The sequence below is a fragment of the Rhizobium sp. 268 genome (genome assembly GCF_036571585.1).
GTDB lineage: Bacteria > Pseudomonadota > Alphaproteobacteria > Rhizobiales > Rhizobiaceae > Rhizobium > Rhizobium redzepovicii.
In genome coordinates, this window is the sequence record NZ_JAPPSO010000002.1 from 174,027 (window position 1) to 188,112 (window position 14,086).

General features: G+C 61.6%; 12 protein-coding genes. 5 read left to right on the forward strand and 7 right to left on the reverse strand.

Annotation, left to right across the window (positions count from 1 at the left end):
• Positions 1-99 precede the first annotated feature (99 nt).
• Genes OS035_RS04255 through OS035_RS04275 form a run of 5 tightly spaced genes read left to right on the forward strand, consistent with a single transcriptional unit; the run spans position 100 to position 6,384 of the window.
• Positions 100-1,086: an ABC transporter permease gene (locus tag OS035_RS04255; RefSeq protein WP_097628136.1), complete on the forward strand. Its 987-nt coding sequence runs from the start codon at positions 100-102 to the stop codon at positions 1,084-1,086.
• Positions 1,087-1,095: 9 nt separating this feature from the next.
• Complete coding sequence (locus OS035_RS04260; protein WP_097628010.1) at positions 1,096-2,217, forward strand: ABC transporter permease; 1,122 nt, start codon at positions 1,096-1,098, stop codon at positions 2,215-2,217.
• Positions 2,218-2,224: 7 nt separating this feature from the next.
• Positions 2,225-3,976: an ABC transporter ATP-binding protein gene (locus tag OS035_RS04265; protein WP_331813398.1), complete on the forward strand. Its 1,752-nt coding sequence runs from the start codon at positions 2,225-2,227 to the stop codon at positions 3,974-3,976.
• Positions 3,973-5,184, forward strand: a complete 1,212-nt coding sequence (locus OS035_RS04270; RefSeq protein ID WP_331813399.1) for a mandelate racemase/muconate lactonizing enzyme family protein — start codon at positions 3,973-3,975, stop codon at positions 5,182-5,184. Before OS035_RS04265 ends, OS035_RS04270 begins: the two co-directional genes overlap by 4 nt.
• A gap of 12 nt (positions 5,185-5,196) precedes the next feature.
• A complete protein-coding gene (locus OS035_RS04275; protein ID WP_003591364.1) occupies positions 5,197-6,384 on the forward strand; it encodes a galactarate dehydratase in 1,188 nt (395 codons plus the stop codon).
• Between the two features lie 68 nt (positions 6,385-6,452).
• Here OS035_RS04275 and OS035_RS04280 read toward each other — a convergent pair whose 3' ends face one another.
• The 7 genes from OS035_RS04280 to OS035_RS04310 all read right to left on the reverse strand — a co-directional run bounded on the left by OS035_RS04280 (position 6,453) and on the right by OS035_RS04310 (position 13,882).
• Positions 6,453-7,025 (reverse strand): NADPH-dependent FMN reductase, encoded by a 573-nt coding sequence (locus tag OS035_RS04280; RefSeq protein ID WP_012556237.1) that lies wholly within the window; start codon positions 7,023-7,025, stop codon positions 6,453-6,455.
• A gap of 82 nt (positions 7,026-7,107) precedes the next feature.
• Complete coding sequence (locus OS035_RS04285) at positions 7,108-7,773, reverse strand: nitroreductase (protein WP_097628007.1); 666 nt, start codon at positions 7,771-7,773, stop codon at positions 7,108-7,110.
• A gap of 191 nt (positions 7,774-7,964) precedes the next feature.
• Positions 7,965-8,324: an ArsR/SmtB family transcription factor gene (locus tag OS035_RS04290; protein ID WP_097628006.1), complete on the reverse strand. Its 360-nt coding sequence runs from the start codon at positions 8,322-8,324 to the stop codon at positions 7,965-7,967.
• Between the two features lie 210 nt (positions 8,325-8,534).
• Positions 8,535-9,227, reverse strand: a complete 693-nt coding sequence (locus OS035_RS04295; RefSeq protein WP_097628005.1) for a response regulator transcription factor — start codon at positions 9,225-9,227, stop codon at positions 8,535-8,537.
• Position 9,228: 1 nt separating this feature from the next.
• Positions 9,229-9,606, reverse strand: a complete 378-nt coding sequence (locus tag OS035_RS04300; RefSeq protein WP_131710541.1) for a response regulator — start codon at positions 9,604-9,606, stop codon at positions 9,229-9,231.
• 2 nt (positions 9,607-9,608) lie between these two features.
• Entirely contained in the window at positions 9,609-10,250 is a 642-nt protein-coding gene (locus tag OS035_RS04305; protein WP_097628003.1) for a response regulator transcription factor, read from the reverse strand.
• Positions 10,247-13,882, reverse strand: a complete 3,636-nt coding sequence (locus tag OS035_RS04310) for a PAS domain-containing protein (RefSeq protein ID WP_331813400.1) — start codon at positions 13,880-13,882, stop codon at positions 10,247-10,249. Before OS035_RS04310 ends, OS035_RS04305 begins: the two co-directional genes overlap by 4 nt.
• Between the last annotated feature and the right edge of the window lie 204 nt (positions 13,883-14,086).

Consider the following 14,086-nt stretch of genomic DNA (forward strand, 5'->3'; position numbering starts at 1 on the left):
GACGGTACGGCGCCTTCTTTCGGTTCGCCCTCCGAGATGCCTTGCCGGCCCTGACAGCCGGCAAGGCACGGAAGGCAGCGTTCAATGCAAGAGGCGCCCATGCTGGTCTTCATCGCCAAACGCTTGCTATGGATGATTCCATCGCTTTTTGCCGTCAGCTTCCTGGCTTTCGTGCTGATCCAGCTGCCGCCCGGCGACTATGTCACCACCTATATCGCGACGCTGGCAGCCTCCAACGAGATCGTCGATCAGAATACGGCGGCGCAATTGCGTGAGCGTTTCGGCCTCGACGATCCGATGCTCATCCAATATTTCAAATGGATATGGGGCATCCTCTCGCGCGGTGATTTCGGCATCTCCTTCGAATGGCAGCAGCCGGTCTCGGATCTCATCTGGGAGCGCATGGCGCTGACGCTTATTCTGGCTCTGTCGACATTGATCGCCACCTGGGCGATTGCGCTGCCGATCGGCGTCTATTCCGCCGTGCGCAAATATTCGATAGGCGACTATTTCTTCACCGCCTTCACCTTCTTCGGCCTGGCCGTTCCGTCCTTCCTACTGGCGCTGGTGCTGATGTATATCGCGGCGGTCGAATTCGGACAGGATGTCGGCGGGCTGTTTTCGCCGGAATACGAGAACGCGTCCTGGAGCTTCGCCAAGATGGTAGACCTCTTCTCGCATCTTTGGCTTCCCGTCATCATTCTTGCCGTCTCGTCGACAGCAAGCCTCATCCGCGTCATGCGCGCCAACATGCTCGATGAACTGCCGAAGCCTTACGTGACCACCGCACGGGCAAAAGGTCTGTCGGAATTCCGGCTGCTGATGAAATACCCCATGATGATCGCGCTCAACCCGTTCATCTCGACCATTGCCTGGCTGCTGCCCAACCTCATCTCCGGCTCGGTCGTCGTCGCGATCGTCCTCAACCTGCCGACGGCCGCACCCCTGCTGCTGCAGGCGCTGATGGCCCAGGACATGTATCTGGCGGGTGCCTTCGTTCTGCTGATCTGTGCGCTGACGCTGATAGGCTCTCTGATCAGCGATATCCTGCTTGCGCTGGTCGATCCCCGCATCCGGTTGGAATAGGAGCCTCACGTGGCCGACATTGCCGTTACAAATATTCAGCCGGATCGCGCCGCCGTCGCGTCGCAATGGCAGCTGATCTGGTGGGCTTTCCGCCGGCACCGGCTGGCCATGGTGGCGCTCGTCGTCACCGTGATGATGTATATCGTTGCCCTGGTGCCCGGCTTCTTCGCCATCAACGATCCGAACCTGCAAAATGCGCGGGCGACCTTTCACCCGCCGCAGAAACTGCATCTGATCGATACCGAGAACGGGTTCTCTTTCGGTCCGCATTATTATCCGATGAAGCTGACCCGCGATCCGGAAACGCTGGCCGCCATCTTCAAGGAAGACACGACAAAGCGTGTCGACGTCCAGTTCTTCGGGCGCGGCTATGAATATTCCGTGTTTGGCCTCTTCAACACAAACATCCATCTGATCGCCTCGCCCGACAAGACCACGCCGCTGCTTCTCTTCGGCGCCGACCGGCTAGGGCGCGACGTCTTCAGCCGAACGGTGCAAGGCTCGCAGGTTTCGCTGTCGATCGGTCTCGTCGGCGTCTTCCTGTCGTTGATGCTCGGCATCGTGATCGGCGGCATCTCGGGATATTACGGCGGCCGCATCGATTTCTTCATGCAGCGGCTAATCGATTTCGTGCTGTCGCTGCCGACGATCCCGATCTGGCTGGCGATGGCCGCGGCCCTGCCGCAGGATTGGCCGGCGACGCTGCAATATATGATGATCACGATCATCCTGTCGCTGACCGGCTGGGCGCAGCTCGCCCGCGTCGTTCGCGGCCGCTTCCTGTCCCTGCGCACCGAGGAATTCGTCGCTGCCGCCAGGCTCGACGGCGTTCGTGAAGGACGCATCATCTTCCGCCATATGCTGCCGAGCTTCGCGAGCCACATCATCGCGTCGATCACCCTTGCCGTGCCGGCGATGATCCTGGCCGAGACCTCGCTTTCGTTCCTGGGTCTCGGTCTGCAGCCGCCGACCATCTCCTGGGGCGTGCTGCTGCGCGAGGCCCAGAACATTCGTTCGATCGCCACGGCACCCTGGCTCTTCATGCCGGGCTGCGCCGTCGTCGTTGCCGTGATGGCGCTCAACCTTCTCGGCGACGGCCTGCGCGATGCGGCCGATCCCTACAATAAATGAGGCCGGCATGACCGATATCGTTCCCATTGCCGGCAGGCCGCTGCTCCAGGTGAAAAACCTGACCGTCGAATTTCCGCTGCGCACCGGCGTCTTTTGCGCCGTCAGCGATCTGTCTTTCTCGATCGAACCGGGCAAGACGCTCTGTGTCGTCGGCGAAAGCGGATCCGGCAAGTCGGTGACGGCGCGTTCGATCCTGCAGATCGTCGACGCACCCGGCCGGATTGCGGCCGGATCGATCATCCTGAACGACCAGAACGGCGGCTCGACCAATCTGACCAGCCTCAATCCGCGCGGACGCCAGATCCGGGCGATCCGCGGCCGCGACATCGCCATGATCTTTCAGGAGCCGATGTCGTCGCTATCGCCGATCCACACCGTCGGCAACCAGATCGTCGAGGCGCTTCGCCTGCACACGCGGATGAGCAAGGCGGAGGCGCGCACCGAGGCCATATCGCTGCTCAAGCAGGTCGAGATTCCCTTTCCGGAAAAAGCCCTGGATCGCTATGCCTTCCAATATTCGGGCGGCATGCGCCAGCGCGCGATGATCGCCATGGCGCTCGCCTGCAAACCGCAGCTATTGATCGCCGACGAGCCGACCACGGCGCTCGACGTGACAACGCAGGCCGAAATTCTCGACCTGATCGCCCGCCTGCAGAAGGCCAACGGCATGGCCGTTCTGTTCATCACGCACGACATGGGTGTAGTGGCGCAGATCGCCGACGATGTGCTGGTGATGCATAACGGCGTCGCCAAGGAATATGGGCCGGTCGAGCAAATCTTTCATGCGCCGCAAGACGACTATACCCGCATGCTGATCGGCTCGGTGCTGAAGCTCGAGCAGAAGGCCGAAATCCGCCTCGCACGCCCCCCTCTCGACAGGACAAAAGCGCCGATCCTGGAACTGCGCAACGTCTCGATGGATTTCGGTGAAGTGAAAGCGCTGGACGATGTTTCCATTTCGCTTCTGCCGGGCGAGACGCTCGGCATCGTCGGCGAAAGCGGGTCCGGCAAGACGACGATGGGCCGCTCGATCATGCGCCTGATCGATCCGACTGCCGGCGAAATCCTTTATCGCAATGCCGGCGGCGACATCATCGATCTGGTAACGGCAAAGGGTCCCACACTGGCCGCCGCGCGCCGCGAATTGCGCATGGTGTTTCAGGATCCGTTCGGCTCCCTCAATCCGCGCATGACCGTCTCCCAGATCATCGGCGAGCCGCTGCTCGTCAATGGCGTCGCCAAGGGGAAAGCGCTGGAAGAGCGGGTCTGCCACCTCATGGAGCAGGTGGGCCTCGATCCGAGGGCGCGCGAACGCTACCCGCACGCATTCTCCGGCGGCCAGCGCCAGCGCATCGGCATTGCCCGCGCCATTACGCTCAATCCGCGTGTGATCGTCGCCGACGAGGCGACCTCGGCGCTCGACGTCTCGGTGCGCTCGCAGGTGCTCGACCTCCTGATGCGGCTGCAGGACGAACTCGGCCTCGCCTATATCTTCATCAGCCACGACATCGGCGTCATCCGCTACATGTGCGACCGTGTCGGCGTCATGTACAAAGGCCAGCTCGTCGAAATCGGCGAGGCGGAGCAGGTCTGCCGCACACCCGAGCATGCCTACACGCAGGCGCTGATATCGGCGATCCCACGCCCCGATCCGCGCGATCGCGATCATTCCAGGCGTTTCCGCTACGTCGCGCCCGTCAATTTGGAGCCCGGCAATCTGAAGCCAGACCATCTGAAAAATGGAAGTTCTCAGAGATGAAAATCACCGGAATCCGCACATTTCTCATGCAAGTCGGTCAGCCCGACCCTTCCAACTGGGCTTCCGATCATCGTCCCGGCGGCGCTACCTCTAAGCAATTCGGAGGCACCCGGAACTGGCTTTTTCTGAAAATCGATACCGATGAGGGCATTACCGGCATCGGCGAATGCTCGGGCTGGCCGCGTGTCGTCGAGACGGCGATCCACGACCTTGCGCCTCTCCTCATCGGGGAGGATCCGGCTCATATCGAACGGCTTTGGCAGAAGATGCATATCACCATGATGGGGCACGGCATGCTTGGAACGGTCGGCAGCGGTGCAATGACCGGGATCGATATGGCGTTGTGGGACATCAAGGGCAAGGCGCTTGGCGTGCCGGTCTGGATGCTGCTCGGCGGCAAGGTGCGCGACCGGATCCCGATCTATTCGCATGCCAATACGCCCGAGCGGGCGCTTGCGCTCAAGGCGCGCGGCATCAAGGCAATCAAGTGCGGCGGCGTCGCCGACCCGGTCCGCAAGGTCGCGGCGCTGCGCGATGCCGTCGGCGACGACATGGATATCGCCATCGATCTGCATGGGCCGCCATGGCTGACGCCTGCGGATGCCTGCCGGCTGGTGCGGGCGCTCGAACCCTATGAGCTGATGTGGGTAGAAGATCCGATCGCGCCGGAGAATTTCGACGGCTACCGCCGCATTCGCGACGCAGCGCATGTGCCGCTTGCGGCCGGCGAGCGTTCGGCGACCATCTTCGGCGAGCGCGAGCTTATCGAGAAGGAACTGGTCGACGTGATCCAGCCGGATACCGGGCGGGCCGGCGGCATCACCCAGATGAAGAAGATCGCCGCCATGGCCGAGGCCCATCATATCCAGATGGCGCCGCATTCCGGATCGCTGGGGCCGGTGGCGGAATATGCGGCTCTCCATCTGCTGGCGGCCATTCCGAACGCCCTCATTCTCGAGCGCCTCGACGATGACTGGGACGGCCGACGCCAGACGATCGTGCCGCATCCGCAGCAGGTCGACGGCCTGATCGCCGTTCCTGACGGCCCGGGGCTCGGCTGCGATATCGACGAGGAATTCGTGTCGCGCTTCCCGAGCGGCGGCAACGTCTCGGTGCCGCAAGCTGCCGGCGCCTACAATCCCGGAACCGACAAAGAGCATGTCTACGTGCAGACGCGCGTAGCGCGCCGCAGCTATTTCAATCGCTAGAAGGACAGAATGATGAAGATCGACCGCATGCGGGTTTTCATGACCCGCGACAAGGACCGTCCGCGCGTGATCGTCGCGCTCGATACCGATGACGGGCTGACCGGCTGGGGCGAATGCTACAATCACGGCCCCGACAAGGCACTGCCGCCGCTGCTCGATTACCTCTATGCCTTTGTGGCCGGCCAGGATCCGACACGGGTCGACTATCTCGTCAACTTGCTGATTCAGCAAAGCCGTTTCCCGCCGGGCGCGCTCGGCCTTGCCGCTATCTCCGCGCTCGATCACTGCCTGTGGGATCTGGCGGCCAAGGCGGCGAACGTCCCGGTCTACAAGCTGCTCGGCGGCGAGGTGCGCGACCGCATCAAGGTCTATGCCGGGGTCTACACCGCGCCGGATGCGCCGGCGGCCCGCGACGAGTTCGATCGCCTGAAGGAGGGATGGGGGTTCACCGCCTTCAAGCTCAGCCCCTGGCGGATCGACATGCACGCCAATCGCTGGGGCAATGTCGTCAAAGCCTCGGCGGATTATTTCCGCTCGCTGCGCGAAACGGTCAACGACGAATACGAGATCGCCTTCGACGCCCATGCCAAGATTTTCGAGCCGATCGCCGCGCGCCAGCTCGGCAACGCGCTGGCGCCCTACGATCCGCTGTTTTTCGAGGAGCCGCTGCGGCCTGAAAACATCGAGGCCTGGGGCGATCTGAAACAGGGGCTCAACTGCGTGCTCGCCACCGGTGAATCGCTTTACAGCAGAAACGAGTTCCTACGGCTGTTGCAGGTCAAGGGCGCCGATCTGATCCAGCCGGATATCTGCGTCGTCGGCGGCATCAGCGAAATGCGCCGCATTGCGACACTTGCCGAAGCCTTCTTCGTCGGCGTGGCGCCGCACAATCCGATGGGGCCGCTGGCAACGGCGGTCAACGTGCATTTTTCGGCCGCGGCGCAGAATTTCCGCATCCTCGAATACCGGCTGCCAAAGGGCCAGGCCTATGTCTATGGCGGCAACGATATCGAGAAGCGGGAAGGGGAAACCCGCTACGTCGTCGATCCCTATCTGCCGAAGGACGGTTACCTCGAACTGCGCCCGGATCGGCCCGGCTGGGGCGTCGAGATGGACGAGAAGGCAATGGAGGAGGAAGGCTACATCCACTGGCAGCGACGCGTGCCGAAGCGGCCAGACGGTTCCTACGCTTTCGCTTAAAGACGTAGCTCGAAAAATGGAAACTGGCTGCTGCCGCATGGGAGCGGCCAGTTCCTTTTAAACGTCGTCTAGGCGTCTTTCGGCAGGACCGAGCGCACCCTTGCGATGAAAACATGGAAATCCTGCATGAATTTGCGAAGGAAATCCGCGGTGGCCTCGTTCGTGACTTCGCCGTCATCGGTGATCAGCCCCGGTGTGAACTGGATGTAGGCTTCCGGGGCATTCATCTGGGGCGAATTGCAGAAGCTGAGCACGCTGCGCAAATTCTGCTGGGCGACTGCTGTGCCTATCGCGCCCGGCGACGTGCCGATAACCGCTGACGGCTTGCGTGTGAACGAGTTGGTGCCGTAGGGGCGGCTTGCCCAGTCGATTGCGTTTTTCAGCCCGCCGGGTATCGATCGATTATATTCGGGCGTGACGAACAGCACGGCGTCGACGGCGGCGATTGCGGCCTTGAATGCCTTGCCGGCCGGAGGGTAGTCGGCGTCATAGTCGTAGCTGTAGAGCGGCAGGTCCTTGAAGGATATCTCCGACATTTCAAGTTCCGGCGGGGCGAACCGCACCAACGCCTTGGCGAGTTTGCGATTGATCGAGCCCTTGGCTAGGCTGCCGATGAGATAGCCGACTTTATGCGTGGTCATGGCGTTCTCCGATATCGCGCGTGATAGGACGTATCATGCGCAGGAAACATGGAAGGGGTCTCTCGTCTTCTGAGCGCAGCAGCTAATCGTCGACGAACGTGACCGTCTCGGCAAGCGGGGCGCGGCCCGTACGGGCAAAACTGACCGCGGCGTCCTCGTACCCGATCGACATGCCGCAGAAGAGGATAAGCCCGTCCGGGGGCGACAGGACCTCCGCGACCGTCTCGCGAACCTGTGACCACGCCATCTGCGGGCAGCTGTGCAGTCCCTCGGCGCGGAGCAGCAGCATGACGGTCTGCAGGTACATGCCGACGTCGGCCCATTGGGGCGGACCCAGCTCACGGTCGATATAGCAGAACAAGGCGGCGGGCGCGCCGAAGCAGTTCCAGTTGGCGATCGCTGCCCGCTGGCGCGCCTCCCAATCCTCGCGCGCAATGCCGAGCGCGCTGTAGCGCTCCTTGCCGAAAGCGGACCGGCGCTCCCCGTAAGGGGACTTCAGCGCCGGAGGATACATCTCGTACTGCCGCTTGTCCCAGGCATCGCCGTGGGCCACGCGCTCGACGGCTGATGTCTTGAGCTCGGCCAGCGGCGCGCCGGTCATCACGTAGGTATTCCATGGCTGGATATTCGATCCCGACGGCGACCAAGCCGCGGCGGACAGCACGCGCTCAAGGATCTCCCTTGCCACAGGCCTGTCTTTGAATCCGCGCACCGACCGTCGGCTGGTGACTGCCTCATATACGTCCATGATCGCCTCTTCCTGACCGTTTCGTTGCTGATGTGATTGATTATCTCCATTCGCAACGGAGGCGTAATCACACCGTGGTCTAGGAGGCGTACATCAAACGTCCATCAGGGCTCGATGTGGCCTGATTGGCTGCAAGGTCATCCTATCCTCGATAATTGGCGACCAATCACGAGTGCGGGAGCGAGGCTTGGTCATTTCGTCAGGCGCCCGGCTTGGACGCGTTCTGCTGGGGATCGACGGCGCGATCCGAAGATGTCGGCGAGAGTATCGAGCATCGTCCTCGCCGTGCCGGATTGAAGTGAATAGAAGATCGTCTGGGCAGCCCTTCGCGTCTGCACGAGTCCTTGTTCTCGAAGAATTGCCAGATGCTGGGAAGTCGAAGATTGGCTCAATCCCACTTCCTCGGCCAGGTCGCTCACCGACACTTCTCCTTCGGTCAAGACATGCAGGATGTGAAGCCGTTTGGCGTTCCCCATGGCCGACAAGAAGTCTGCTTCGATGTCGAAGGCGGTGGTTTCTGGGGAAGGTGCGGTTAGCGATCGGTTGTTCAGGCGTGATCTCCTTTATGGAATCTAGGCCGGGCATGAGGTCATGTCCCTGAGCTTTAATTTAGAGATAACGCATGCGGGCGACGGCGAAACCCATTGCCGGCGCCGCGTCGTCTTTTTCAACGCGAATCGGATACGCGGCGCATCAAATGGACAGGCAACTGATGTTCGAGACCGGAATACCTCAACCATTGGAAAGCGCCCGGCAGAAAATTAACGCGAGCCAGCTTGCCGCATTTGCGCCGGCAGCGTCTCCCAGGCTCGGATCAGTTCGCCGATCGAGGCGGCCTCCATCTTGTGCATGACGTTGCTGCGATGCAGCTTGACCGTCACTTCGCTGATGCCGAGATCGAAGGCGATCTGTTTGTTGAGGCGTCCGCGCGCCACTTCGTGCAGAACTTCACGTTCGCGCTGCGTCAGTGTCTCCACGCGTTTGACATTACGTTTGGCGATTGCGGCTTCGGCCCGTCGTTCTGCATCCATCGCAATGGCCGCAGTGATGGCGTCGAGCAGCGTCTGGTCCCGCACCGGCTTAGTGAGAAAATCCACAGCACCCGCCTTCATCGCCTGGACGGTCATCGGAATATCGCCGTGGCCGGTCAGAAAAATGATCGGCTTGGAAATGCCGTTTTCGGCCAGTTGGCTCTGCAGGTGGAGGCCGCTTGCTCCGGGCATGCGCACATCGAGGATCAGACAGCCGGGGTTTTCCAAGATATCGGCGTCAAGCAATTCACGGGTCGAGGCAAAACTGACCGACTGAAAACCCGCCGACAGGATTAACTCCGACAGCGCTTCGCGAACCGACGCGTCGTCATCGACGATAATGACGAGCGGCTGATCCTCTTCATACCTGCCCTGCAATGATAACGGCGCCGATCTCCGCAGCAACGGCTGGTCAACTCTCATGTTACCCTCCATCTCTCGATTGGTGTAAAGCATTGGCGATAGCCGCCAGCAGGGCCTGGGCATCGAACGGCTTGCGGAAGAAACCGCCGCCTCCCTGAGCGCGGCCCTGATCGGCTATCTCATGGCGGCCCGTAATCAGAAACACCGGCAACTCGGGACGTGATTTTCTCACCAGGTCACGAAGCTCGAAGCCGTCGATGCCGGGCATTCCGATATCGGTGATGAGCAGGTCGAGGTCCGACAGCCCGCTGACGAGCAGCGAGCCCGCCGATGGGAAGCCGCGGGCCACATAACCCGCCGATTCCAGAAGGTCGCCCATCGATTCAAGCAGTCTTGGATCGTCATCGACAACGGCGACGACATGTCTTGTTTCGTTCATGTTCAATTCCCCCCCACCCGGCGCGAGTGGGTAATCGGTATTTCCAGTTTCTCCGCGATCCGCACGAGGTCGGCGAGCGACGCCGCCGCCATTTTTTGCATCACGTTTCTTCTATGGATCTGCAGCGTGACTTCGCTGATTCCGAGTTCGGCTGCCGCCTGCTTGTTGAGAAGACCGCTGACCACGAGCGGCAGCACTTCGCGCTCGCGCGGCGTCAAGTCGAGATAGTGTCGTTTGAGCATGTCGAGCTCGGCGCGTCCCGATCGCTTTTCCCGATCCTCGGCGAGCGCTGCATGGATTGCCGTCAGGAGATCCGCGTCACTGAACGGTTTGGTCAGGAAATCCACGGCGCCGCTTTTGATCGCACGCACGGAGGACGGGATGTCGCCATGTCCGGTAATGAAGACGATCGGCGGATGATCGCCGTCGGCAATCTGCCTCTGCAGATCGAGGCCATTGATGTCGGGCAGCTCGATATCGAGGATAAGGCAGGCGGGCACATCGGGCTTGTCCGCTGTCACGTAATCGCCGGCGGATTCGAAGGCGATGGCGCGCATGCCATGCGCGTCCATGAGCTCGCTGAGCGCCTCCCGGACACGTTGGTCGTCATCGACGATGAAGACAATATGGTCGTCTTCCGTCATGACGCCACCTTCGTTTCTATTGGCAAGGTGAAGATCAACGTCGCGCCGTGCGGATCGTTCTTCTCTGCCCACAATCGTCCGCCGTGCAGCTCGACGATCGAGCGGCAAATCGCCAGACCCATGCCCATGCCATTTTCCTTGGTCGTGAAGAAAGGTTCGAACATCTTCTCGGGGAACTCGATACCCTGACCGCGATCGCTGATTTCGGTCTGAATGGCATTCCCGATATGGCGCACGCGCATCCCGATCACCCTGTCGCCGTCGACCGTGTCCATCGCCTCGATGCCGTTGCGGACGAGATTGATCAGAACTTGCTGGATCTGGATGCGATCGATGGCAATGAGTGGAAGGTTGCCATCAACCTCCACTTCCATACGGGCGCGACGGCGAGCCGCTTCTTCGGCCATGAGGTTGCGTGCTTCACTAACGACGCCTGAAAGCGTCGTATGAACTCTCCTGTCCGCGGATTGTTTGAACAGGGCGCGGATGCGGCTGACGACATCGGCGGCCGAGTTGGCGTCGCGGATGATGCGCTCGACCGTCCTCTGCGCCCGCTCCATATTCGGCGGTTCGGCCATCAGCCAGCGCTGGCAGGCATGCGAGTTGGCGACGACAGCCGCGAGCGGCTGGTTCACCTCGTGAGCGATGGAGGCCGAAAGCTCGGCAAGGCTCGCCACCTGGCTTGCCCGCGCAAGACCCTCGCGCGCCTGGCGTAGATCTTCCTCCGCCCGAACTTCAGCGTCGACATCGAGGCAGATGACGTTCCACTGGACAATGACGCCTTCGGCATTTCGCATCGGCGCAGCGCGCGTCTCGACCCACCGATATTCGCCATCGTAGCGCCGCAGGCGATGCCGGCGCGCATAGGGCTCGCCGGTGGACAATGAATGGGCATAATTCTCTTTGACACCCGCCACGTCGTCGGGATGAACGCCGGCGTCGAGCGTGCCGTCCAGCCGGGTTTTCCCCGTTCCATCAAGCTCTTCGAGCTTATATCCGAGAAAGTCGCGGAGCTGGGGGTTGCGATAGACCGGCTCTCCGTCGGGAGCCGCGCAATCGATCATGGCCGGCAGCGTTTCGACGATCTGCCAGAGCGAGCGCTCTCTTTCTCGCAGCGCTTCCTCGACACGTAGCTGATCGTCGATGTCGTGCGAGAGACCGTACCATTGAACAATCCGGCCGCTCTCATCCCGCAGCGGCTCGGCGCTGCCTCTGACCCAGCGATAGATGCCATCGGCGCGTCGCAGGCGATACTGCTTGGAGAAGCGCTCGCCGGTGGCGAGAGAATGGTTGAGTGCTTGGGCGAGACTGGAGGCATCGTCGGGATGGACGGCCGCCTCGATGAGGTCCGTAAGCCGGCTCAACCTCGGCGTTTCCCTATTAATGATGTCGAGACCAAGAAAATCCTTCAGGCGCTGGTTGAAGAAGGTCGGCGTCCCTTCCGGATCGAGCCGCCAGAGCAGGCTCGGAACCATGTCTACCAGTTGCGAGAGCTCGCGTTCCCGGTCGCGCAATGCTTCCTGGGCGCGCATCTCGTCATCGATATCGACCGAGATGACGTACCATTGCGTGATCGTGTCGTTCTGATCCCGCAGCGGCTCGGCGCGGCCGTCGACCCAGCGATAGGCTCCGTCGAAACGGCGCATGCGGTATTTGATCGAGAAGGGATCGCCGCTGGTGAGGGAATGGTGAATCGTCTGGAGCAGTCTCGGTGCGTCGTCGGGATGAACGAGAGTATTGATGACAGCCGACAGGCGGCTGACGCCCGGCTTATCCATGTCGCCGACGTCGAGACCGAAGAAATCGATCAGGCGTTTGTTGAAGAAGACAGGCTCTCCCGTCGGTGTCAGCCGCCGGATCTGGGCCGGGACCATGTCGACGAGCTGCGAGAGCTCGCGCTCGCGCTCACGCAATGCCTCGAGTGCACGCACCTCCTCGTCGATATCGAGAGACACGCCGTACCATTGCACGACCCTTCCGTCGTCGTCGCGTCGGGGTTCCACTCGGCATTCCGCCCAGCGGTAGACGTCGTCCTTTTCGCGCCAGCGAAACCGCATGGCGGTACCGCCGCCGCTTTCGAAACAATTGCGCAGCGTGCGCTGGACGTCGGGCGCGTCTTCAGGATGGATCAGCTGCCGCAGCAGGTCTTCGATGCGCGGCTCGCCGAGAGCGTCGAAATCGGCGATGACGGCGCGGAAATGATCCTGGTAGCGTTTGTTGAAATAGACCGACCCGCTCGCCGGCTCAACGCTCCAGACGCGAACCGGCACCGCGTCGATCATCTGCTGCAGCGCTCGCTCGCTTTGGCGCACCGCCTCTTCGGCACGGACCTGATCGTCGATGTCGTGGCAAAGGCCGTACCATTGGACGATGATGCCGGTCTGATCCCGCATCGGTTCGGCGCGGCTCGACATCCAGTGATAGACGCCGTCGGCGCGGCGCAGCCGATACCGCAAGGCGAAGTTTTCGCCGGTGACGAGGCAATGATTGAGCGCATCCTGGAAGCCTGCTGCATCATCGGGGTGAATGACGGCCTCGATGACCGCTTCCAGCCGGCTCATGCCGGGCCTGTCCGCATCCGCGACATCGAGGCCGAGGAAGTCGACCATCCTTCTGTTGAAGAAGGTTGGTTCGCCCTCGGGTGTCAGACGCCAGACGTGGCTCGGAACCATATCGACGAGCTGCGAGAGCTCTTGCTCCCTGTCGCGCAACCTCTCAATGCTTTGACGCAATGTGTGCACGGCCAGCTGATGCTGCCTGGATATGGCAGCGACGATCAGCGCCGAAAATGCCGAGATCGCCAGGAAAAGCTGCAGCATGATCTGCTTGTGTTTCTGGGATTCGGCATCGCCGACAAATTGGCCGGCGCCTGTTATCGTGAAGACGGCCGTGATCAGGGCCAGGAGCACGAGCGATATGGCCGCACCCTTGAATTCGAAGCGGACCGCCGCCCAAAGAAGGGGCGGCATGATGATGTAGGCGAAGGGAAGGTAGCCGCTGAGCGAAAGAGCGGCGACACCGAGAAAAATCAGCCCAAGGACGCAAGCTTCCACCCATTGCGCCGCCGAGAGGCGGGTCTTGCCGCGCCAGTTATGGAAGACGGAGAGCGCCAGCGGCGCGACGATCAGGACACCGGTTGCATCACCGATCCACCAGAGAGGCCAGGCGGTCACGAAGGATTGCGATTGGATGCCGAACCATGCGAGCGTCGCGCTTCCCACGGTCGCGCTGACGATCGGCGCAATTCCGGCGCCCAGGACGACGAATGCGAGAACCTCCTGCAAGGTTTCCAGCTGGGCCGGCCGCGTCAAGGCCCGATTGACCAGCCATGCCGCGACCACTGCTTCAAGAGCGTTGCCGACATATATCAGAAAAGCCGCCGGCAGCGGACTGTAGAACCAGAGGGCATTGCTGAACAGCTCAGCCGCACAGCCTCCCATTATCCACCACGGCCAGCTGCGCCTGGGGGCGAGGATGAGCGTTGCAATGAAAAGCCCGCCCGGAGGCCAGATGGAAATGCCCGTTCCCGGCACGATTGCGAGTGATTGGGCAAAACCGCAGCCGAGCACATACGCGGCGACGAAAAGCCCCAGATACAGGGCGCGGGGGCGGTGCGACCACAGGCTCGTCATCCACCATTCCTGCCGGGCAGACAAGGCCGGGGGATCATTCGCATTTGGTGCAGCACTCGTTCTTGATGTCGGGGCTGGCGAGCTCATGCTGCGAACCGTAGTCCCGTCAAAGCACAGCCGCAACTCATGGAAATCCATACATTGCGCGGAGGGGTAGTGTTGCACCGAGCCCGGATCCTCGGCGCGAAAGAGCAAGTGTGAGAT

What these genes read in the sequence shown, in the direction of transcription:
- OS035_RS04255 (WP_097628136.1), top strand. Translation starts at nt 100, where the DNA reads ATGCTGGTCTTCATCGCCAAACGCTTGCTATGGATGATTCCATCGCTT.
- OS035_RS04295 (WP_097628005.1), bottom strand. Translation starts at nt 9,227, where the DNA reads ATGAGAGTTGACCAGCCGTTGCTGCGGAGATCGGCGCCGTTATCATTG.
- OS035_RS04270 (WP_331813399.1), top strand. Translation starts at nt 3,973, where the DNA reads ATGAAAATCACCGGAATCCGCACATTTCTCATGCAAGTCGGTCAGCCC.
- OS035_RS04305 (WP_097628003.1), bottom strand. Translation starts at nt 10,250, where the DNA reads ATGACGGAAGACGACCATATTGTCTTCATCGTCGATGACGACCAACGT.
- OS035_RS04280 (WP_012556237.1), bottom strand. Translation starts at nt 7,025, where the DNA reads ATGACCACGCATAAAGTCGGCTATCTCATCGGCAGCCTAGCCAAGGGC.
- OS035_RS04265 (WP_331813398.1), top strand. Translation starts at nt 2,225, where the DNA reads ATGACCGATATCGTTCCCATTGCCGGCAGGCCGCTGCTCCAGGTGAAA.
- OS035_RS04310 (WP_331813400.1), bottom strand. Translation starts at nt 13,882, where the DNA reads ATGACGAGCCTGTGGTCGCACCGCCCCCGCGCCCTGTATCTGGGGCTT.
- OS035_RS04275 (WP_003591364.1), top strand. Translation starts at nt 5,197, where the DNA reads ATGAAGATCGACCGCATGCGGGTTTTCATGACCCGCGACAAGGACCGT.
- OS035_RS04285 (WP_097628007.1), bottom strand. Translation starts at nt 7,773, where the DNA reads ATGGACGTATATGAGGCAGTCACCAGCCGACGGTCGGTGCGCGGATTC.
- OS035_RS04300 (WP_131710541.1), bottom strand. Translation starts at nt 9,606, where the DNA reads ATGAACGAAACAAGACATGTCGTCGCCGTTGTCGATGACGATCCAAGA.